Here is a 21,871-nt window from a genome sequence, read left to right on the forward strand (position 1 = left end):
TTTTGTTTTTTATATAGAGTTTTGAAGTGGAATCAGTTACACTGAACGAAGAATCAAGAAGAGAACATGTGTAGGAAAGGGATGTAGCATCATGACAGGTGAATTTGCAGTCATCGGGTTAGGACGATTTGGAGGGTCGATCGTCCGAGAATTGTCTTCAAATGGATATGACGTCCTCGCCATCGATTCAGATGAGGAACGTGTCAATGAGTTTATGGGATTGGCAACCCATGCCGTGATTGCCGATACAACAGATGAGAATGTGTTAAAGAGTTTAGGGATTCGTAACTTTGAACATGTGATCGTCGCCATCGGGGAGAATATTCAAGCTTCCATTTTGACGACGTTGATTTTAAAGGAACTCGGTGTCCAAATCATCACGGTCAAGGCGACGAACGATTACCATGAAAAAGTACTCCGTCGAATCGGGGCGGATAACATCGTCCACCCTGAGCGAGATATGGGCGTACGAATTGCCAATGGGTTGATGAGCCAGAGTATCCTCGACTACCTCGAATTATCGAATGAACATTCGATTGTCGAAATTAAAGCATCGGACAAGTTATCGAACAAATCCCTCATCGATTTGGACTTGCGAGCGAAGTACGGGGTGAACATCGTCGCGATTCGTCGCGATGACGATGTCCTGATTTCTCCTCAAGCGGATGAGATGATTTTATCGGAAGATATTTTGATCATCATCGGGAAGGATACCGATTTGGATCGACTAGAGCGCACACTTCGTTCGAGATAAAAGAAAAGACCTTTGGAGCGATGCCGCGATCGTTGAATCGATTGATCCAACTCGACGGTTTGACTCCAAGGGTCTTTTTTAGATGAGCTTCATCGCCTTTAGGCCGTACTCGATTCCATCTTCAAGGATGGATTTCGTGACGAAATCCGCCACGTCTTTCGCTTCAGTGCGACCATTGCCCATGGCGATTCCTGTCCCTACATACTGAAGCATGGCCAAGTCGTTCAATGCATCTCCGAAAGCATACGTATTCTCCAGACGGTAGCCGTTGGTCTCAATAAAGTGACGGATGCCGTCTGCTTTACTGGCTCCCTTATTGATCACGTCCATCGCATGAGGATGCCAACGGATAAAATCGAACTCACGATAAGCATTGATATAACGATGCTCGTCTTCAGGCGTGCAGTACAGTAACGTCTGATACACATCCTCTTCTGCGTGGAAGTTCGGTTCGAATGAAGGGATCGGCATGTCGAGTTCGCCGAGCGATTGTTCAACGATGGCGTCGTTCGGTTTTGAAGCACCACCACGGTCCTGTCCCAAATAGACGAGAGTATGGTCATTTGAAGAAGCGTGCGTCGTCAAGCGACCGAGTGCATCTTTCGAGAGCGTGTTACGATAGACGATTTCACCTTTGTGCACGACAATCTGACCGTTGTAACAAACGAGACTATCAATCCCGACACGTTCTGGGATGTCGGATAGCATGGCCGGTCCTCGTCCCGTCGCGATGAACGTCTCGACGCCGTTTGCCTGAAGTGCTTGAATCGCTGAAATCGTGGAAGGCGGGATATAACTACCTTCATGTAAAAGCGTGCCGTCAATGTCGAAGAAAACAACCTTTTGATCTTCCATTTGATTCACCATTCTTTCTCTTTATCTAAAAAATATGTTTTCTGAACCCACTAAAAGGATAACACGAAATAGGGAAACTACCACGAATATCACATCGTTAGTGAAATATTGTCATGATATGAGCTATAATGAAAAAAGAATCTTACGGGCATATTCGAGAATCACTTATGTTTCACATAGATGTATTAATAATTGAAGTAAGGAGAGATTAAATGAAGTTTGTTAAGAACCACCAAACAGCCGTGTTCGCATTGGGCGGACTCGGAGAAATCGGGAAGAACACATATGTTGTTCAATTCCAAGATGAAATCATCGTCATCGATGCGGGAATCATGTTCCCAGAGGATGACTTGCTTGGAATCGACTATGTGATTCCTGATTACTCGTACTTGATTAAAAACAAGGACAAAGTAAAAGGGGTATTCATCACTCACGGTCACGAAGACCATATCGGGGGAATTCCATTCTTATTGAAGCAAGTACAATTGCCGATTTATGCGACGAAACTCGCGCTCGGATTGATCAAAGTTAAACTTGAGGAGCATGGGTTGCTTCGTGAGGCGGAGCTCCATGAGATTGATGAGGATTCACTCATCAAGTTCCGTAAGACGAGCATCTCGTTCTTCCGCACGACGCACTCGATTCCGAACTCACTCGGTGTCGTCGTCAAGACGCCACAAGGGAACATCGTCCATACGGGTGACTTCAAGTTCGACTTCACTCCGGTAGGCGAGCCGGCAGACCTTGCCAAGATGGCGGAAATCGGAAAAGAAGGCGTACTTTGTCTCTTGTCCGATTCAACAAATGCAGAAGTGGAAGGCTTCACGATGAGTGAGAGCGTGGTCGGTGGGACGATTAGTGAGACGTTCCGGAAAGCGGACGGTCGAATCATCTTTGCGACGTTCGCATCGAACATCTATCGCTTGCAACAAGTGGTCGATGCGTGTGCCGAGACAGGTCGTCATCTCATGATTTTCGGTCGTTCGATGGAGAAAGTCATGACGATCGGACAAGAACTCGGTTTCATCAACGTGCCAAAGGGTATGATTATTGAGGCGAATCAGATGCGTCACTACGACCCGAATGAAATCGCGATTCTTTGTACCGGATCGCAAGGGGAACCGATGGCAGCGCTCAGCCGTATTGCAAATGGGACGCACCGTCAAGTGTCGATCATTCCTGGGGATACGGTCATCTTCTCTTCTTCTCCAATCCCAGGTAACGCCATCTCGGTCGGGAAGACGATTGACCAGTTGTATAAAGCGGGAGCGGATGTTGTCTACGGTAAGTTGACGAACATTCATACGTCAGGTCACGGTTCGCAACAAGAACAGTTGTTGATGATTCGTCTTCTGAATCCGAAATTCTTCATGCCGATTCACGGCGAGTACCGTATGTTGAAAAAGCATGCTGAGCTTGCTGAATCGGTTGGAATCCCGAAAGAGAACAGTTTCGTTATGGATAATGGCGAAGTGCTTGCTGTCGACTCGGAGTCGGCTGCGGTCACTGGTAAAATTTCTGCGAACGCTGTGTATATTGATGGGAATGGAATTGGTGATATTGGGAATATCGTATTAAGGGATCGCCGCATTCTGTCTGAAGATGGACTTGTTGTTGTCGTCATCAGCATCGATGGCAAGACGCGCAAACTCGTCTCAGGACCAGATATCATCTCACGTGGATTCGTCTACATGCGTGAATCAGGTAGTCTGATTCGTGATGGCGAACGATTGTTGAAGAAAACCGTCGAACAAGGATTGTCCAATAAGCAGATGAAGTGGTCGGAGATGAAGCAACTCGTCTCAGACACCCTCACACCTTACTTGGCACAAAAGACGCGGAGACACCCAATGGTCCTGCCGATTATTATGGAAGTATGATTTGACGGGCTGTAGGAGACTACAGCTCGTTTTTTTCACCGCAAAAGAGGAGGGGGAGCTTATGGCGAAGAAAAAGGGGAAGAAAGGGTGGCTGAAATGGGGAGCCGCAATCATTGCGGTCATTTTTCTCATCACGCTCGTTTATCATCAAGTCAAACCATTACCGGAAGGCGTGTCGAGACAATCTGAACCGTACCTCATCACAGATGACCAAATCGATTTTCTTCATGATTTGACCTATCAAGGGGAAGATACAGAGATTGTCGAACAGGAGATATTTAGTGAAGTTGAACGAGCGATACGTGAGGCAAAAGAATATATCGTCATGGACTTTTTCTTATTCAATCCTTATTCGAATGAAGACCGACAATATCCGGACATTACATCGCGCCTATCTTCAGCATTGCTTGAGCAAATGAAACGATATCCGGACTTGAAAGTCGTCTTCATCACGGATGACATCAATACCAGCTATAACGGTCATGTTTCTGACCACTTCGATGTACTGGAGGAGGCAGGGGTAGAAGTCGTGTACACAAATCTCGATGCTCTTCGTGACCCGAATATTTTATACTCCACGTTTTACCGGATGGCGATTCAGTGGTTCGGCAATAGTCAAGACGGATGGCTACCGAACCCGATGGCCTCTTCGGCACCGGACATTACGGTACGTGCATATTTAAGGTTGCTCAATATCAAAGCGAACCATCGAAAAGTGATGGTCACCGAGAATGAAGGCTTTGTACTTTCCGCTAATCCACATGATGCCAGCGGATATCACTCGAATGTCGGTGTCCATTTAAAAGGACCGATTTTAAAAGAAATCGTTGAAGGTGAGCAAGCGGTCGCGACGTTCTCTAAAGGGGATGCACGGCGCTTCCCAGATGATGAAGCGCTGTCGAAGATTGAAAATGCGCCGAGCGAGGCACCGATGGAGATTCGTTATGTCACGGAAGGGAAGATTCAAGAGTCGGTGCTCGATGCAATGAATGGGGCGGACGATGGGGACACCATCTGGATCGGAATGTTCTATTTGGCAGATCGGAATATTATCCAAGCAATCGAGGATGCCGCCGGGCGCGGGGTGAAGGTGAACTTGATCCTCGATCCGAACACGAATGCCTTCGGTCGATCGAAATCAGGGTTACCGAACTTACCGGTGACGGCAGAACTGAACACCGTCAACCCGGAGCAAATCGAGATTCGCTGGTATGATGTCGCCAAGGAACAATATCATCCAAAAATCCTGTATGTGGATGGTGAAGAAAAGACCGTTGTCTTAGGATCGGGGAACTATACGACCCGGAACATGAACGATTACAACCTAGAGGCAGACGTCGAAGTGACAGGAGAAGTGGATACAGCCTTCTTTGATGAAGTGGACGAGTATTTTAATCGTCTATGGAACAATGAGAATGGCACGTATACGGTAGCGTATGATGAGATTCAAACCGATCTCCCAATCGGAAAGTATATGATGTATTGGCTCCAAAAAGTCACATGGACGATGACGTATTAAAAAAACAGCTATCCTCAAAATTTGGGGATAGCTGTTTTGACGTTAGTTCGTCTCGATTGGATTAAACTCATTCGTGTATTCGTATAAGAATTTCCCAGTCTCTTTCAAGACGTCACTTTTACGGTGAAGCGAGAAATGGTCGTACGGTACCGTTTCTGTCTGAATGTTATTCGTATACTCTTCCAGTAACAGAGAACTCGCCGGCTCAATCAAATTGAATTCACCGCCTCGTCCAGAGAAAGAGAGTACCTGAACGGACCTCGGCCATGTCTCAAGCTTAGACTGGAATGCCTGCAGTCCGTCTGAGTTAGGGGACAAATCACGGATGGCAGGGCTTCCGGTGTTAATGCCGAAGTTACTGGCAGATAATCCGAAGTTCGCAAGGCGTGTCCCGCCGAACGGGCTATCGAACGTTACAAACTTATCGACGATGTACGTCTCTTGATTCAAGATATAGTTGGCAGCGGCTACGCCACCCATGCTATGGCCAATGATATACATCCGATCGAATGATCGATTTCTCGTTTTTTTATATGTTTCAATGGCTGTATTCAACCACTTTGTCTGATTGTTCAAAGAAGCCTCTGCATCTTCGAACTCGATTCGGACAATCGGGCGAGTTGAACTAAAATCATATATTTCACAGTCGGCCTTGCCTTTGACAGTCACGGTACAAAGTGCTCCGTCAGTCGCTTGCCCACTTTGTTCCATCGCTTGAGAGAAACGGAGGAACGTCCGGTCTGTCCCGAGTAAACCATGAACTGCAAACGTAGGGATAAACTCATTCGTTTGAGTAGCTTGGCGAATCGCCTCGGATTGACGCTCGTTTGTCAACTCTTGTCGGAAGGTGACGATGATGAGAGCGAGTGAAAGTGAGACGATCAACAGTCCGAGGAGACGTGAACGAATGGATGTCTCTTTTGGGTTGCCAACATTCCGACGATATTTGCGCCAAATGAAGTAAGTCAATACGGCCGCTGCAATCAGAACGATTCCCGTCACGATCCAAGCTTTGACGTTCGGTACATGGGCAACTAGCTTCACGTTATTTTGCCGACCGCCGTAGACTTGCCACTCGACATGTTTCATAGAACGGAGGTCTAAGCCAGTTCCATCCTCAACGAATACGCCGGTCGGAACAGTCAAGTTAAAGCGAATGTCGGCTTGGCGGATATATCGTTCAGCCAATTTTTTGGGGGAGCCGGTTAGTTCAACACCGGGTAAGTCGACCCGATCGAGTCGGAGGTCGAGATTGGTTTGGAGTGTATATGAATCAAACCAAATGCCTTCCTGTTGCTCGATGTCGAACTGAATATCCGGAGGGACTAAAATACCGGCTGGTCCCGTTTTCCATTCCTCTTTAATCTGTTGCAACTCGTCGACATTTTTAAATGTCTTCTTTAAGACCATGCCTTCGTAGTCATCAGGACTTGAATAATCTTCTGTTTCATATCCGTTTTCTTCCGCCTGCTCTTTCCAAGTATCCCAGTCGAGTCTGAGATTGAGCAATTTCATGACTGGATGATCACGGAACGCGTAAGTCGTTTCAAGCGAAACAGATTGGTCATAGTGGACGGTCGCATCATAATTGATTCGCACACATCCACCGATTAAAAGAAATAAAAATGGGAATAGTAACAACAGTGCCCTTTTTCTCGAACTAAACATGTTAAATCGGTTCGCCGTATGTTTCTAACGGGTTCGACATATTGATCCGGTCATAGAACATGATCCCGTCTAAATGATCGAGCTCGTGCTGACATACGACAGCGCGCATTCCGCGCAGACGAAGCTTAATCGGCTTCCCGTCGCGGTCGAACCCTTCTAACGTGATTCGACGAAAACGAGGTACATTTCCTTTGACCACGCGATCGACCGATAGACAGCCTTCGCCGCCATTCAAAAATGTCTGTTCGACGGAATGACTTGTAATTTTAGGGTTGAAGATGGAGAGCTTAAACGTCTCTTCCTCTTCTTGTAGCAATACTGTGAAGAAACGACGATTTACACCGAGTTGAGGTGCGGCGATTCCGACACCACCTCGTAACTCGTATTTCTCGCTCATCTCTGGGTCTTGACTATTGACAAGAAACGTCTCCATCTCGTCGAGTAACGCCAAATCTTCTGTTGTTGGCGGAATCGAAACTTCGGCTGAACGCGCGCGAAGTCGCTCGTCTCCTTCGCGGATGACATCTTTCATGGTTAACATACACAACTTCCTTTCTATCGAACTTATATGATTGATTATATCATATTTAAACAGGAAGGAATGTGGATGGTACAGAAGGTGAAATGAAAATAATACAGTGGTGAAAAGGATGTCATATCCCTTGAATGTAAGCGTTTTATTTAGGTAAGCATATTTTTTGCGTTATTGAAACAACCCGTTTTATACTAACAAGGAAACGTCAGGAGAGGATAACTTTTCTGAATCACGTTAATACAGATTGCTTTTTTGGACAGATACACGTAAGATTTGAGATAGTGTTTGATCACAAAAAAGACAATTGTCTCATAGTTGAAAGGATGAGGTGAAACGAATGAACAACGTTCAGGTACTTCAAAACGTGGAAGAAAACTTCCAAACGTTCCGTATTCTCGACGAGAAGGGTGAGGTCGTCAACCAAGACGCAATGCCTGACCTAACGGACGAGCAACTTCAGGAGCTCATGCGCCGCATGGTCTATACTCGAATCTGGGACCAACGCGCCATCTCACTTAACCGTCAAGGTCGCTTAGGATTCTACGCGCCAGTGGCAGGTCAAGAGGCGACGATGATCGGGACGCAATACGCGCTCGACAAAGAGGACTGGATTCTTCCAGGATACCGTGATATCCCGCAACTCGTATTCCACGGACTTCCGCTTTATCAAGCGTTCTTGTTCTCACGTGGACACGTGGCAGGAAACCGCATCCCTGAAGGTGTCAACGTATTGATGCCACAAATCATCATCGGTGCACAAATCATTCAAACTGCGGGTGTGGCAATGGGCCTCAAACGCAACGGCAACAAAAATGTCGCCATTACTTACACAGGTGACGGTGGCTCATCACAAGGTGACTTCTACGAAGGATTGAACTTTGCAGGTGCATTCAAATCACCAGCAATCTTCGTCGTTCAAAACAACCGTTTCGCTATCTCAACTCCTGTTGAAAAGCAAACTGCAGCTAAAACGATCGCGCAAAAAGCTGTTGCAGCTGGAATCAACGGAATTCAAGTAGATGGAATGGACGTTCTTGCAGTGCTCGCAGCGACTCAACAAGCTCGCGTCGACGCACTCGAAGGAACACCGACACTCATCGAGTCACTCACTTACCGTTACGGACCACATACGCTCGCTGGGGATGACCCAACACGTTACCGTACAAAAGAACTCGACACAGAATATCAAGAAAAAGATCCACTCGTACGTTTCCGTCTCTTCCTTGAGAACAAGAAACTCTGGAACGAAGACATGGAGAACGAAGTGATCGAGCAAGCGAAAGCTGACGTGAAAGAAGCAATCAGCCAAGCAGACAAAGAACCAAAACAAAAAGTTTCGGACTTCATCAACAACATGTTCGAAGAACTTCCTTCAAACTTGAAAGAACAGCTTGAAGAATATACTGCAAAGGAGTCGAAGTAAGTTATGGCTCAAATGACAATGATCCAAGCGATTACTGATGCGATGCGCGTTGAAATGAAACGCGACGAGAAAGTACTTCTTTTCGGAGAAGACGTTGGTAAAAACGGTGGGGTATTCCGTGCGACGGAAGGTCTCCAAGACGAGCTCGGCGAAGACCGTGTCTTCGACACGCCACTCGCTGAATCAGGGATTGGTGGTCTTGCGATCGGTCTAGGTCTTACTGGATTCCGTCCAATCATGGAAGTTCAATTCTTCGGATTCGTATTCGAAGTTTTCGACTCAATCGCAGCTCAAATGGCACGTATGCGTTACCGTTCAGGCGGCGCTTACAGCCAACCAATCACAATCCGTTCACCATTCGGTGGTGGAGTTAAGACACCTGAGCTTCACGCGGACAGCCTTGAAGGTTTGATGGCTCAGACACCTGGTCTTAAAGTCGTTATTCCATCGACTCCGTACGATGCAAAAGGTTTGTTAATCGCGTCTATCCGTGATAACGACCCAGTCGTGTTCCTCGAGCACATGAAATTGTATCGTTCATTCCGTGGCGAAGTACCTGAAGGTGAGTACACAATCGAACTCGGTAAAGCGGATGTGAAACGTGAAGGTACAGACGTTTCAATCATCACTTACGGTGCGATGGTGCACACGTCACTCAAAGCAGCGGAAGAACTTGAAAAAGAAAACATCAACGTTGAAGTCATCGACCTCATGACAGTGAGCCCGCTTGATATCGACACAATCGTAGAGTCTGTTAAGAAAACAGGTCGTGCGATCGTCGTTCAAGAAGCACAACGTCAAGCAGGTATCGCAGCGAACGTTGTAACTGAAATTCAAGAGCGCGCAATTCTTCACCTCGAAGCACCAGTTCTTCGAGTAACTGCACCAGACACAGTCTTCGCATTCGCACAAGGTGAAGACATGTGGTTACCTGACCATAAAGATGTCGTTGCAAAAGTTAAGGAAGTTGTGAACTTCTAAGATCGTGTCGAATAAACGATGAGGGAGAATTGTCTCCCTTGTCGTGTTTACATGATGAATTGATGGGAGGAAAAACCAGTGGCAGTATTTGAATTTAAATTACCAGATATCGGTGAAGGTATTCACGAAGGTGAAATCGTCAAGTGGTTCGTAAAAGCAGGGGATACGGTCAAAGAGGACGATGTTCTTTTAGAAGTACAAAACGACAAAGCAGTCGTTGAAATCCCAGCTCCAGTCGACGGTACAGTCAAAGAAGTTAAAGTTTCTGAAGGTACAGTTGCTGTAGTCGGCGACGTCCTCATTACGTTTGACATCGAAGGCGACGCACCAGCAGGTGAAGAAGAAACACCTGAACAACCGAAAGCAGAAGAGAAGACAGAAGACGTAAAAGAAGATGTGAAAGAAGACGCGCCACGCGACGTTCAACTTCACAAATCTGAGCGTGTTATCGCTATGCCATCTGTCCGTAAATATGCACGTGAAAAAGGTGTCGACATCCGTGAAGTAAACGGTTCTGGCGACAACGGCCGTGTATTGAAAGAAGACATCGATGCATTCGCGAACGGCGAAGCACCGTCTGCAGAAGCTACAACAGAGAAAACAGAATCTGTAGCACCAGCAGCTGCTGCGAAAACGGAAATCAAGCCTTACGAGTCAGCGACTCCTGAACTTGAAACACGTGAGAAAATCCGTGGAATCCGTAAAGCCATCTCGAAAGCTATGGTTAACTCGAAACACACTGCACCACACGTTACACTCATGGACGAAGTCGACGTTACAAAACTCGTTGCACTCCGTAAAGATTTCAAACAAGTCGCGGCTGACCAAGGCGTGAAACTCACGTACTTGCCATTCGTCGTGAAAGCATTGACTGCTGCAGCGAAAGCATTCCCAACAATCAACGCTTCAATCGATGACGTGAACGAAGAAATCGTCTACAAAAACTACTACAACATCGGGATTGCAGCTGACACGGACAACGGACTCGTTGTACCAGTCGTAAAAGATGCAGACCGTAAATCAATCTATGCACTTGCTACAAACATTAACGAACTTGCAGGTAAAGCTCGTGAAGGTAAGCTCGCTGGGGAAGACATGAAAGGTGGATCGATCACAATCACAAACATCGGTTCAGCTGGTGGACAATGGTTCACGCCTGTCATCAACCACCCAGAAGTTGCGATTCTCGGTATCGGCCGTATCGCTGAGAAAGCTGTCGTGAAGAACGGTGAAATCGTTGCTGCGCCAGTACTTGCACTTTCATTCAGCTTTGACCACCGCCTCATCGACGGTGCGACTGCACAAAACGCTCTTAACATGGTGAAACGCTTGCTCGAAGACCCAGCACTTCTAATGATGGAGGGATAAGAACATGGTAGTAGGAGAATTCGCACAAGAAACTGATTTGCTTGTCATCGGTGCCGGTCCTGGTGGATACGTTGCCGCAATCCGTGGCGCACAGCTCGGAATGAAAGTAACTATCGTTGAGAAAGGCAACTTCGGTGGTGTCTGCTTGAACGTCGGATGTATCCCATCGAAAGCGTTGATCACAGCAGGACACAACTTCCAACACGCTAAAGGTCATGATTCAATGGGAATCACGTCTGACAACGTGTCAGTGGACTTCACAAAAGTTCAAGATTGGAAACAGTCAGTCGTTAACAAATTGACTGGCGGTGTTAAAGGTCTCCTCAAAGGAAACAAAATCGAGATCGTTCAAGGTGAAGCGTTCTTCGCGTCTGAAGACACAGTTCGTGTCATCACTGAAGACAGCTCAACTCCTTACAAATTTAAAAAAGCGATTGTCGCGACTGGTTCTACACCAATCGAGATCCCATCGTTCAAATGGTCTAAACGTGTCCTTTCTTCAACTGGCGCGTTGGCACTTCCTGAAGTACCGAAGAAACTCGTCGTCATCGGCGGTGGATACATCGGTATGGAGCTCGGTACTGCATACGCTAACTTCGATACAGAAGTTGTCGTTGTAGAGGGCGCTAGCGACATCTTGTCTGGTTTCGAACCACAAATGACGCAAATCGTTAAGAAGAAACTCAAGCAAAAAGGGAACGTCACAATCCACACGAATGCACTTGCTAAAGGTGTTGAAGAAACGGAAGACGGCGTAACTGTTAAGTTTGAAGTAAACGGTGAAGAGCAATCTGTTGAAGCGGACTATGTCCTCGTCACAGTTGGTCGTCGTCCAAACACAGGCGACATCGGTCTTGAGAACGCGGACGTTAAAATCAGCGACCGTGGAATCATCGAAATCGACGACCAGTGTAAAACATCGAACGAAAACATCTATGCAATCGGTGATATCGTTCCTGGACCACCACTTGCACACAAAGCATCTTACGAAGCGAAAATCGCAGCGGAAGCAGCAGCAGGTAAGCCAGCTTACCTCGACTACTCTGCAATCCCTGCAGTCGTCTTCACAGATCCTGAACTCGCAACGGTTGGTTATACAGAGCCACTCGCAAAAGAAGAAGGACTCGAAATCACAGTTTCGAAATTCCCATTCGCAGCGAACGGTCGTGCACTTGCACTTGACGAGCCAGACGGCTTCATGAAGCTCATCACACGCAAAGAGGACGGTCTCTTGATCGGTGCTCAAATCGCGGGTACGGGCGCTTCAGATATGATTGCTGAGCTTGGCCTTGCAATCGAGGCTGGTATGACTGCTGAAGATATCGCACTTACAATCCACGCTCACCCATCACTCGGTGAGATGGCTATGGAAGCTGCTGAAATCGCAATGGGTATGCCAATCCACGTTGTAAAATAAGAACGTCAATAAAACCTCTCTCACGATTCGTGGGAGAGGTTTTTAATGTAGGTGACGACACGCTCGACTTCCTTGAATCCGACCTTCTCGTGAAAGCGTTGACTGTCCTCGTTTTCAAGCTCGGTATCCGATGCCAGTTCGATACAACCGTGACGGGCCGCAAAGGTTGATGCAGTATCGACCAAACGAGAGGCGACACCTCGGTGGCGCTCTGATTCACTGACATAGATTCCTTCCACATAGGCGGTCGGGGACGTACTAGAACCTGGCACATAGTCATGCCGGAAACTGAGTTGACAAAAACCAACCGCCTTCCCATGTTCATTTGATGCGATGAAATAATGCATCTTTTTTGAGGCGAGACCGAGTTTGACTTCCATTCGTAATTCTTCGGTGGGGGCGTCTGGCCATAAATCGTGCATGAACTGGACAAGAGTTTCTACGTTTACCTCTGTTGCATAATCAATCTTCATTGTCATTCTCTCCTTAGGTTTCATACTTGTAGTATAAAGGAAAATACTTGTGAAGAGAGAAGGGAGGGAATCCTGATGGCATTCGATGAGGAGTTATTGTATACCGTGTCCGAGACGAGTCGGGTCCGATTTACGGGGATTGAAACAGAAGCCGCCCGTTATGATTTTGGTTTCGTCTATACACAGCAATTCATGGGCAAGGTGTTAGTCGTCTGTATGCAAACGGGTCAATCGGCCCTTCTTGATTTGCATGCCCTAGAAGAGCCGCGTCAATTGTATCCGATGCTTGGCATCAACTTGAACGACACAGAGCACGTCGCTGAATTTTTACGACTTTGCTTGGTCGAAAAAACACAAGCATCTGAAGAAATTGATACTTGAAAAAATGTAAGCGTTTTCTTATAATAGGCACTAGGGGAAGCAATTCGATCATCTACAGCCACCTTTTCTGAGATGACATAAAAAATGAGCCGGTCATCATGACCGGCTCATTTTTTATTTAGCGGATCGCTTTTGTTTGTTGGATGACTTTAATCATTTGCAGCGACTCATCTTCAAGACCTTGTACGGGAAGACCCGCTTCAATGTTGGCCATAATGTATTCGAGTGTCGACGTCGTAATCAATTCACCTGGAATGATGATTGGAATTCCAGGTGGATACACCATGATGAATTCCGCTGAAATACGCCCGACTGCGTTTTCGAGAGGGATCGTCTCCGTCTCTTCATAAAACGCATCACGAGGACTGAGCGCAAGTGGTGGAATCTCTGGGAGCATGATGGATAATGAGTCGTTCCCAGACTTTTGGTAAACAGAAACGACATCTCGCATCGCTTCAATCAACGCTTGAATCGTTGACTCGTCGTCCGCTGATGTGACGATGAAGAGCACATTCAATAAATCGGACATCTCGACTTCGATGCGGTGTTTGTCGCGAAGATATTTCTCGACTTCAAATCCAGTTACCCCAAGTTCACGCACGGATACGAGTACTTTCGTTTCGTCAAGCGCGTAAGTCGATTCAGAATGCAACTCGGCATGACCGTATACCGATAAGTTCGGCATGAGATTGATTGCCGTACGGGCCGTTCTAGCAAGCTCGAGTGCACGCTCATTCATCATGTGACCCTTTGTCGCTAACTGTCGACGTGCCGCGTCGAGAGAAGCGAGGAGCAAATAGGATGTTGACGTCGTTGTAATCATAGAGAGCATCGCGTGAATTCGTTCTGGCGAGACGAGTCCGCGGCGTACGTTCAAAATCGAACTGCCTGTCATTGAACCGCCAAGCTTGTGCACACTCGTCGCCGCCACATCTGCTCCCGCTTGCATCGCCGAGAGCGGAAGTTCATCGTGAAACGGGAGATGAACGCCGTGTGCCTCATCGACAAGTACAGGAACGTCTTGTGCATGCGCGACGGATACGATACGCTCTAAATCACCTGCGACCCCGAAATAAGTCGGGTTGATGACGAGTACGGCTTTCGTGTCCGGATGAAGTTCAAGCGCGCGTTCAACGGCACTAGCCGTAATTCCGTGGGCGATGCCGTATGTTTCGTCAAATTCCGGGTGGATGAAGACCGGGTGGGCACCCGTTAAGACGAGCGCGGACATGACGGATTTATGGACGTTCCGTGGCACGATGATTTTTTCGTTCGGGCCAACGACACCCATGATCATCGCCATGATGGCACTCGATGTCCCTTGAACGGAGAAAAAGGTCTCGTCAGCACGGAACGCCTCTGCCGCCAAGCGCTCCGCTTCAGCGATTGCCGCTTTTGGATGATGGAGGTCATCGAGTGGGGCAATGTTAATCAAATCAATTTTTAGGGCGTTTTCACCAATAAAGTCACGAAACTCCGGGTCCATCCCTTTTCCGCTTTTATGACCAGGAATGTGGAACGCAATCGGGTTTGAGTCGACATGTTCAAGCAACGTGTCAAATAGTGGCGTTTCGAGCTGAGTAGCACCTTTTAATTTCAATCGTAAATCCCCCTTGAATCAGTTTATTTATAAGATGAATAGTATCGTTATGATATATGTTGTTTTTAAAAAAGAAGCAACAAAAAAACTATAGAGATTTCTGGCTCAACTTGCAATAGTTTTTTTTGTTGTTACAATGGGTGTCGAGGTGAAACAATATGCAAATCAACTATCCGATCAATCCGGATTGGACGACTGACGAATTGATTGAAGTCGTCGAGTTTTATAACGTCGTCGCACAAGCCAATGAAGGTGGGGTGGAACGAGAGGTTTTTCTCGACTCCTATCGTGCCTTCAAGCAGATCGTAACATCTAAGTCGGAGGAGAAACAACTGAACGCGGTTCACGACGAACAGACAGGTTATTCCACGTATCGTACGGTTCAGGCGGCAATGAAGTCCTCGAGTAAAATGATCAAACTGTAAGACCGAGCATGCCCGAGCAAATTCAGGCATGCTTTTTTGTTATTTCTCCTTTAAATCGGGTACAGTTCATTAACACCAAATCAGGTTTAGGGACCTCGGAATTGGGAATATATCCATTAAGATAAAAAATTCAAAATAGTCAGACAATTATCTTTCTTTTTCGAATTTTATCTGATATACTCAATTCAACTCACTAAACCGTAACTTGTAGCCCAACAAAAGGAGTGTGGCATCTTATGAAACAAGTGATTGAGGCATTCAAAAGAAAAGACGCAGAAAAACGGATCCCGGTGCTGCGCTTAGAGATTGATTATGAATTGGCAACCCTCTTCGATGCGATGGCGTCACAAGATGATGCTACAGTTCAGGCTAGCAAGCATCGGTTAGAGAAGTACCGCCAAGAATTATTGCGTCTCGAAGCCTAACCATTACACACATTCAACCAGTATTCCGAGCGGATACTGGTTTTTGTTTGGTACAATACAGTTGAGGTGATCACAGATGATAGAATGGTTTGCAGTCGACTTAATCAAACAAGCGGGAGAACTGATTCGTCGCGAGATTGATCAAAGTTATGAAGTGGAACGAAAGACGGGAAAAGGGGACTTGGTCACTGAAATCGACCGCGCGGTGGAACAACTGATTGTCCGTCGAATCCAACAAACATTTCCGGAACATCAGATTATGGGGGAAGAAGGGACGACAGATCAGCCAGAACAATTGACCGGTACCGTCTGGTTTGTCGACCCGATTGATGGGACGTTAAATTTTATTCATCAAAAACGTATGTTTGCCATCTCCATCGCGATCATGATAGATGGGGTCGTGGAATATGGATTCGTCTATGACGTCATGGCGGATGAGATGTTCATGGCGCGGAAAGGATACGGGGCGACATTGAACGGTCGGACATTGACGACTCTTCATGAACATCATGTTCGAGACGCATTTTTAAGTATGAATGCGACGTGGGTCACGCCGAACCACCAGATTGCCCCGGAAATACTCGCTCCGATTGTACGGGACTCGATTGGAACGCGAGCTCATGGTGCTGCATCGCTTGAATTAGCCTGGCTTGCTGCCGGCCGCGTGGACGGCTACATCACCATGCGTAATATGCCATGGGATTATGCTGCTGGAAAGTTACTCGTTGAAGAGGTAGGTGGGCGTGTCGTTTCCTTATATGGTGAGCCGATTCGGTATGACGGAAAAACATCTGTCCTGGCTGGGAGCGATTCATTCGTCAATGACGTCATCAAACATTACGTCATCGCAAAAGGGGTCACGGCTGAAGTAAAACCGGACTTACACATCGTGGAACATGATTCGTATGAAGAAATCCGCGACTTACTCGTCTTGGCGAATCCGAATGAAGCGATGGTCCGGGAACAATTCGAGGAAGGTCGTACGTACAAAGCGTTACTCGGTAGTGAGATTGTCGGTGCGTATATGCTCGTCTCACACGAAGGCGATCGGGTTGAACTCGTCAATATCGCAGTGAAACCCGAACGTCAAAACCAAACGATTGGTCAACGCTTGTTACAAGACGCAGTGAAGCGGGCCACGATGATTGGTGGGAAAGAACTACTCGTCTGTACAGGAAATTCAAGCATCATGCAGTTGCGTTTTTACCAACAAGCCGGATTCCGATTCGATTCAGTGGAACGCGATTATTTTCGTAATCACGGGTACGATGACATCGAAGAAGATGGGCTCGTTTTACGCGACCGCATCTGCTTGACTCGTCCGCTATAAAAGCAAGTTAAAAGGGTTACTCCGACATGATCCCGGAGTAACCCTTTTTTTATGATTGACGTTCTGAAAGAATGCGGCGACGCAATTGAATACCAAAGAATGTCGCTATGCCACTTAACACGAGGCTTCCCAAGATAATGGCGGCGCTCCCCTCGGCCACCCCGATTCCAATGCCGACGAATCCTGCGACAACGGCCGTTGCGATCAATACAAACATTAGCTGCATGGAGGTTCCTCCTTATTTTCTCTTCTCTTCCCTATTGTATGATAAAAAACACGAGATGAAAACGTTCACAGTCGATTCCACTCGACAAAGGTACTGTGACGTGTGCTATACTCTTAAAGTTGAAGAAAAGTTGAAATTTTTTAAATAAGAGAGGAATAACTACATGAACGTAAGAACAAACCTTCGTAACGTAGCCATCATCGCGCACGTTGACCACGGTAAAACAACGTTAGTCGATGAATTATTGAAACAGTCTGGTACTTTCCGGACGAACGAGGCAGTCGCAGAACGCGCGATGGACTCGAACGATATCGAGCGTGAGCGCGGAATTACGATTCTCGCAAAAAACACAGCAATCGATTATAAAGAGACTCGCATCAACATCGTAGATACACCAGGTCACGCAGACTTCGGTGGAGAAGTTGAGCGAATCATGCGTATGGTAGACGGCGTTATTCTTGTTGTCGATGCGCGTGAAGGCTGTATGCCACAAACACGTTTCGTATTGAAAAAAGCTCTCGACCAAGGACTTCGTCCGATTGTCGTCGTCAACAAAATCGATAAGCCGATGGTTCGTCCACTCGACGTTGTCGATGAAGTTGTTGATCTCTTGATCGACCTTGGCGCAGATGAAGATCAACTTGAATTCCCTGTCGTCTACACATCAGCAGTCAGCGGTTCAAGTTCGTTCGATCCTGACCCAGAAAAACAAGAAGATACAATCACGCACGTGCTCGACACGATTCTTGAAAACACGCCGGCTCCAGTGGACAACTCAGACGAGCCACTTCAATTCCAAGTGACGATGCTCGACTATGACAACTACCTCGGTCGTATCGGTGTAGGTCGCGTCTTCCGTGGGAAAATCAAAGTCGGTGAGCAAGTATCGCTTTGTAAGACAGACGGTACGGTGAAGCAACTTCGTGTCACGAAATTGTTCGGTTACTTCGGCCTCAAGCGCGTCGAAATCGAAGAAGCAAAAGCAGGGGACTTGATCGCTATCGCCGGAATGGAAGATATCAACGTCGGTGAAACGGTAACGCCAGTCGGTAAAGAAGAGCCACTTCCGCTCCTTCGCATCGATGAGCCAACGCTTCAAATGCGTTTCATGACAAACAACTCTCCGTTCGCAGGACGTGAAGGCGATTTCGTGACAGCACGTAAAATCGAAGAACGTTTGATGAAACAACTCGAGACGGACGTTTCACTCCGTGTCGAAAATACAGATTCACCAGACCAATGGATCGTATCAGGACGCGGTGAGCTTCACCTCGGGATCTTGATCGAGAACATGCGTCGTGAAGGTTACGAGCTCCAAGTGTCGAAACCACAAGTTATCATCCGTGAAGACGAGAGCGGCACGAAAGTTGAGCCGTTCGAGCGCGTTATCATCGACGTACCTGAAGAGTATACAGGTTCAGTCATGGAATCGATTGGTCTCCGTAAAGGTGAGCTTGCGAACATGAACACGAATGACAACGGTCAGACGCGTATGGAATTCCTCGTGCCATCACGTGGTCTCATCGGTTACCGTAACGAATTCTTGTCAGCGACACGTGGATACGGAATCTTGAACCATACGTTCGAAGAGTATCGTCCGTATATCGCTGCTGATATCGGTGGCCGACGTAGCGGTGTTATGGTATGTATCGAAAACGGGAAGTCGACGGCTTACTCAATCGGTGCCCTCGAAGACCGTGGAACAATCTTTATCGAGCCAGGTACGGATGTGTATGAAGGAATGATCATTGGGGAATGTAACCGTGACGTTGACCTTGCCATTAACGCCGTTAAAGGGAAGCAATTGACGAACATGCGTGCTTCTGCAAAAGACTCGACACAAGTCTTGAAACGTCCGCGCGTCTTTTCGCTTGAAGAGTCGCTCACGTTCTTGAACGATGACGAGTACTGTGAAATCACACCGGAGTCAATCCGTCTTCGTAAGAAAATCTTGAACAAGAACGAACGCGAGAAAGCTGACAAGCGTCGTAAACTTGGTAAAGAATAAGTTAGCAGAAAGGGGACGCTTCGGCGTTCCCTTTTGCATGGAATAGTGTAGAATGGATGTGTATGAAATAAAGGGGGACTCTTTGTCTTGAAAGCTTCTCAAACAATCGATATCACACAGATTGACGTTCCGTGGATCGCTTCGATGCTAGGTGTCGGCAGTGACCCGAATGACTTTTCCGTCGGGTTCAATGCACTCGTTGTCACGGTCATCTTACTGACAATCCTTGTCTTTAAACTTGGTTTTGCGAAACAATTGGCATGGTGGAAGTCGCTCATCGTCTATATTCTGCTTTCACTTGGAGCAGGTACGATGGCACTCGTCTTTTTCACATGGCCAATCCCGGAAGTGCTTGCCGTCATGGCAATCGTGTTAGCCATTTATCGTGGTCGCCTTTGGTGGAACCGTCGTCAAGATGCGGTAGAATCATAAAAAATACGGGCGTCTCTTCGGAGGCGCCCGTTTGCATTACCAATTTCGTTTCTGTCGAAATGTAGGATATAACTTGAACTGTCCAGATGCGGCGCGTTCAGCCGTTCGTTCGCTGATTCGCTCCTGACACTCTTGACACATATACGTTTTAGCCGGTTTGTTACGCAAGCGTTTTGCTTCAAACGACCATGAGTCGATGGTCTCGACTTTATCGCAAAGAGAACATTTTACACGCATCTTTTCACCTTCCTCTATACGATGAGTATAGCATGATTTCAACCGTTAAAAGCAGGGAATTGAACCGGTAAGGGAGAATGGTACAACCATACCCGGTTAAAAGGAGGGGAGTTGAATGGCGAGTAAGGCAACGTTTGAACTGACAGCTGCGCAAGAGCGCCTATTGAACGACATGCCGTTAACATTTCTCGTCGGTTTCGACGAGGCGAAGCGTTGGCCGATCAGCCATGCGATCAGTTGGGTGCAAGCGTTAGATGCTGTCACGGTCCGGTTCGCATTGACAAGAAATTCACATATCGTGACCATCTTGACGACAGAAAAGACGGCTGGCCTCATTTTTATCGAAGATGGTCAGTCCTATCATGTTTTACTCTCAGCGATTCGAGAGTTCGATCCGGCGGTTAAACCAAGCCTTCATCTTCGTTTTTTTGAAGGACATGTCGAAGAAGTGAGGAACATCTCGTTTTATGGAGCAGCTTACGCACAGCCCGAAATCACGAAAACGTATGATATTCGAGCGGCGGAAAAGCTTGACCGTGAAGTGAAAGAAAGTCTTCATTCTTGAATACCATCCTATATTCGAGGGGCGGCAAAGTCTATGAAAAAAACGTATGTACTCGATACGAACGTACTCCTACATGATCCGCTATCCTTATTTCAATTTGAAGAACACGACGTGGTCATTCCAGCCATCGTCCTAGAAGAGTTAGATGGAAAGAAACGAAACATGGATGAGGTCGGGCGGAATGCCCGTGAAACGTCACGTGTCCTCGACCAGCTCCGGACATCGGGAAAACTCCATGACGGGGTCCCGCTTGAAAACGGAGGACGTCTGTTTGTCGAAATCGGTCATGAACACCAGGTCGATATTCCGTTCGATGTCATGACAAACGATAACCGTATCCTACTCGTTGCCTTAAAGTTAATGAAACAATACGAGCATGACGCAGGTCGAAAGGTCGTCGTCGTCTCAAAAGATATATTGGTCCGTGTCAAAGCGGACGCCATTGGAATTGATGCAGAAGACTATTTGACAGATCATATCGTTGATACGACGGACTTATACGCCGGCTATCGAGAGATTGAAGTCGATCAGTCGCTCATCGATGAATTTTATAAAGTTCGTCAATTGCCGACGACGGCCTTGACGAAACAAGTGCTATATCCGAATTCATTCGTCGTCTTGAAAAGTAATGTGTCGAAAGCGAGTGCGCTTGCTGTGGTCGATTCGCTTCAACCGATTTTACGACCACTGGCACTCGATGCAGATCATATTTGGGGAATTCATCCACGAAACGTTCAACAGCGGATGGCACTCGACCTGTTGCTTCGAGATGACATTCCGTTTGTCACCTTACTTGGGAAAGCCGGTACCGGGAAGACGCTCCTTGCCCTAGCAGCAGGGCTCTCGCTCGTCGAGGATGAACAGCGTTACAATAAGCTCGTCGTCGCTCGCCCGGTCGTGCCGATGGGGAACGATATCGGTTACTTGCCAGGGGAAATGGAAGAGAAGCTTCGTCCATGGATGCAACCGATTTATGATAACTTGGAATTTTTATTCAATGCGAATTCAAAAGACGAGCTCGGCAATATTCTAGCCGGTATGAAATCGATTCAGCTCGAGGCGCTCACTTATATTCGAGGTAGAAGTATGCCGGACCAGTTCATCATCATCGATGAGGCGCAGAACTTAACGAAGCATGAAATCAAAACCATTCTCACCCGAGTCGGTGAAAACTCGAAAATCGTACTCGTCGGCGACCCGTATCAAATCGACCATCCGTATTTGGATGAATACTCGAACGGCTTGACGTACGCGGTGGAACGCTTCAAAGGACAAAACGTCTTCGGACACGTGCAACTCGTAAAAGGGGAACGTTCGTCACTTGCACGATTGGCGGCTGACCTACTATAAGAAAGATACAAAATAACGC

General features: G+C 47.1%; 22 protein-coding genes. 15 read left to right on the plus strand and 7 right to left on the minus strand.

What is annotated here, in order from left to right:
- Positions 1-91: 91 nt before the first annotated feature.
- Positions 92-754, plus strand: a complete 663-nt coding sequence (locus tag KNO71_RS07605; RefSeq protein ID WP_015881252.1) for a potassium channel family protein — start codon at positions 92-94, stop codon at positions 752-754.
- Positions 755-832: 78 nt separating this feature from the next.
- On the opposite strand, the gene KNO71_RS07610 is transcribed toward KNO71_RS07605, so the two are convergent.
- Complete coding sequence (locus KNO71_RS07610) at positions 833-1,621, minus strand: Cof-type HAD-IIB family hydrolase (RefSeq protein ID WP_205728289.1); 789 nt, start codon at positions 1,619-1,621, stop codon at positions 833-835.
- A 200-nt stretch (positions 1,622-1,821) separates the two neighbouring features.
- Between KNO71_RS07610 and rnjA the strand changes: the two genes are divergently transcribed.
- Together rnjA and KNO71_RS07620 are read left to right on the plus strand one after the other, a co-directional pair.
- Positions 1,822-3,489, plus strand: a complete 1,668-nt coding sequence (gene rnjA / locus KNO71_RS07615) for a ribonuclease J1 (RefSeq protein WP_015881254.1) — start codon at positions 1,822-1,824, stop codon at positions 3,487-3,489.
- Positions 3,490-3,550: 61 nt separating this feature from the next.
- Positions 3,551-5,008 carry a phospholipase D family protein gene (locus KNO71_RS07620; RefSeq protein WP_214684558.1) on the plus strand — a complete coding sequence of 486 codons (1,458 nt, stop codon included), beginning with the start codon at positions 3,551-3,553 and terminating at the stop codon, positions 5,006-5,008.
- 42 nt (positions 5,009-5,050) lie between these two features.
- Here KNO71_RS07620 and KNO71_RS07625 read toward each other — a convergent pair whose 3' ends face one another.
- A complete protein-coding gene (locus KNO71_RS07625) occupies positions 5,051-6,676 on the minus strand; it encodes an alpha/beta hydrolase (protein ID WP_214684556.1) in 1,626 nt (541 codons plus the stop codon).
- A gap of 1 nt (position 6,677) precedes the next feature.
- The gene (def, locus tag KNO71_RS07630) at positions 6,678-7,217 is read right to left on the minus strand and encodes a peptide deformylase (protein ID WP_196430483.1); all 540 of its coding nucleotides are present in this window, start codon (positions 7,215-7,217) and stop codon (positions 6,678-6,680) included.
- 331 nt (positions 7,218-7,548) lie between these two features.
- Between def and pdhA the strand changes: the two genes are divergently transcribed.
- The 4 genes from pdhA to lpdA all read left to right on the plus strand — a co-directional run bounded on the left by pdhA (position 7,549) and on the right by lpdA (position 12,400).
- Positions 7,549-8,634, plus strand: a complete 1,086-nt coding sequence (pdhA, locus tag KNO71_RS07635) for a pyruvate dehydrogenase (acetyl-transferring) E1 component subunit alpha (RefSeq protein ID WP_015881258.1) — start codon at positions 7,549-7,551, stop codon at positions 8,632-8,634.
- A gap of 3 nt (positions 8,635-8,637) precedes the next feature.
- Positions 8,638-9,615: an alpha-ketoacid dehydrogenase subunit beta gene (locus KNO71_RS07640; protein ID WP_015881259.1), complete on the plus strand. Its 978-nt coding sequence runs from the start codon at positions 8,638-8,640 to the stop codon at positions 9,613-9,615.
- A gap of 78 nt (positions 9,616-9,693) precedes the next feature.
- Entirely contained in the window at positions 9,694-10,983 is a 1,290-nt protein-coding gene (locus KNO71_RS07645) for a dihydrolipoamide acetyltransferase family protein (RefSeq protein WP_015881260.1), read from the plus strand.
- 4 nt (positions 10,984-10,987) lie between these two features.
- Entirely contained in the window at positions 10,988-12,400 is a 1,413-nt protein-coding gene (gene lpdA, locus KNO71_RS07650; RefSeq protein WP_015881261.1) for a dihydrolipoyl dehydrogenase, read from the plus strand.
- Positions 12,401-12,420: 20 nt separating this feature from the next.
- Here lpdA and aac(6') read toward each other — a convergent pair whose 3' ends face one another.
- Entirely contained in the window at positions 12,421-12,873 is a 453-nt protein-coding gene (aac(6'), locus tag KNO71_RS07655; RefSeq protein ID WP_214684554.1) for an aminoglycoside 6'-N-acetyltransferase, read from the minus strand.
- 75 nt (positions 12,874-12,948) lie between these two features.
- On the opposite strand from aac(6'), the gene KNO71_RS07660 reads away from it, so the two are divergent.
- Positions 12,949-13,254 carry a DUF3055 domain-containing protein gene (locus KNO71_RS07660; RefSeq protein ID WP_031421518.1) on the plus strand — a complete coding sequence of 102 codons (306 nt, stop codon included), beginning with the start codon at positions 12,949-12,951 and terminating at the stop codon, positions 13,252-13,254.
- Between the two features lie 118 nt (positions 13,255-13,372).
- On the opposite strand, the gene KNO71_RS07665 is transcribed toward KNO71_RS07660, so the two are convergent.
- On the minus strand, positions 13,373-14,854 hold the full coding sequence (locus KNO71_RS07665) for an aminotransferase class I/II-fold pyridoxal phosphate-dependent enzyme (RefSeq protein WP_078146629.1): 1,482 nt from the start codon (positions 14,852-14,854) through the stop codon (positions 13,373-13,375).
- A 158-nt stretch (positions 14,855-15,012) separates the two neighbouring features.
- Between KNO71_RS07665 and KNO71_RS07670 the strand changes: the two genes are divergently transcribed.
- The 3 genes from KNO71_RS07670 to KNO71_RS07680 all read left to right on the plus strand — a co-directional run bounded on the left by KNO71_RS07670 (position 15,013) and on the right by KNO71_RS07680 (position 17,034).
- Positions 15,013-15,279 (plus strand): UPF0223 family protein, encoded by a 267-nt coding sequence (locus KNO71_RS07670; protein WP_031421520.1) that lies wholly within the window; start codon positions 15,013-15,015, stop codon positions 15,277-15,279.
- A 236-nt stretch (positions 15,280-15,515) separates the two neighbouring features.
- On the plus strand, positions 15,516-15,704 hold the full coding sequence (locus KNO71_RS07675; protein WP_015881266.1) for a hypothetical protein: 189 nt from the start codon (positions 15,516-15,518) through the stop codon (positions 15,702-15,704).
- Positions 15,705-15,780: 76 nt separating this feature from the next.
- Positions 15,781-17,034, plus strand: coding sequence for an inositol monophosphatase family protein (locus KNO71_RS07680; protein WP_214687885.1), 1,254 nt, complete (start codon positions 15,781-15,783; stop codon positions 17,032-17,034).
- A 49-nt stretch (positions 17,035-17,083) separates the two neighbouring features.
- Here the strand turns inward: KNO71_RS07680 and KNO71_RS07685 are convergent, their stop codons facing one another.
- Positions 17,084-17,260, minus strand: coding sequence for a hypothetical protein (locus tag KNO71_RS07685; RefSeq protein WP_214687886.1), 177 nt, complete (start codon positions 17,258-17,260; stop codon positions 17,084-17,086).
- Positions 17,261-17,423: 163 nt separating this feature from the next.
- Here KNO71_RS07685 and typA point away from each other — a divergent pair, with 163 nt between their 5' ends.
- Together typA and KNO71_RS07695 are read left to right on the plus strand one after the other, a co-directional pair.
- On the plus strand, positions 17,424-19,268 hold the full coding sequence (gene typA / locus KNO71_RS07690) for a translational GTPase TypA (RefSeq protein WP_015881269.1): 1,845 nt from the start codon (positions 17,424-17,426) through the stop codon (positions 19,266-19,268).
- A gap of 87 nt (positions 19,269-19,355) precedes the next feature.
- Positions 19,356-19,700 carry a YlaH-like family protein gene (locus KNO71_RS07695; protein WP_015881270.1) on the plus strand — a complete coding sequence of 115 codons (345 nt, stop codon included), beginning with the start codon at positions 19,356-19,358 and terminating at the stop codon, positions 19,698-19,700.
- 36 nt (positions 19,701-19,736) lie between these two features.
- On the opposite strand, the gene KNO71_RS07700 is transcribed toward KNO71_RS07695, so the two are convergent.
- Complete coding sequence (locus KNO71_RS07700; protein WP_015881271.1) at positions 19,737-19,937, minus strand: YlaI family protein; 201 nt, start codon at positions 19,935-19,937, stop codon at positions 19,737-19,739.
- 115 nt (positions 19,938-20,052) lie between these two features.
- Between KNO71_RS07700 and KNO71_RS07705 the strand changes: the two genes are divergently transcribed.
- On the plus strand, positions 20,053-20,502 hold the full coding sequence (locus KNO71_RS07705) for a PNPOx family protein (protein ID WP_015881272.1): 450 nt from the start codon (positions 20,053-20,055) through the stop codon (positions 20,500-20,502).
- Positions 20,503-20,535: 33 nt separating this feature from the next.
- On the plus strand, positions 20,536-21,852 hold the full coding sequence (locus KNO71_RS07710; RefSeq protein ID WP_015881273.1) for a PhoH family protein: 1,317 nt from the start codon (positions 20,536-20,538) through the stop codon (positions 21,850-21,852).
- Positions 21,853-21,871 lie beyond the last annotated feature (19 nt).

This window comes from Exiguobacterium sp. s163 (genome assembly GCF_018617135.1).
In the GTDB taxonomy this organism is placed as follows: Bacteria; Bacillota; Bacilli; order Exiguobacteriales; family Exiguobacteriaceae; genus Exiguobacterium; species Exiguobacterium profundum.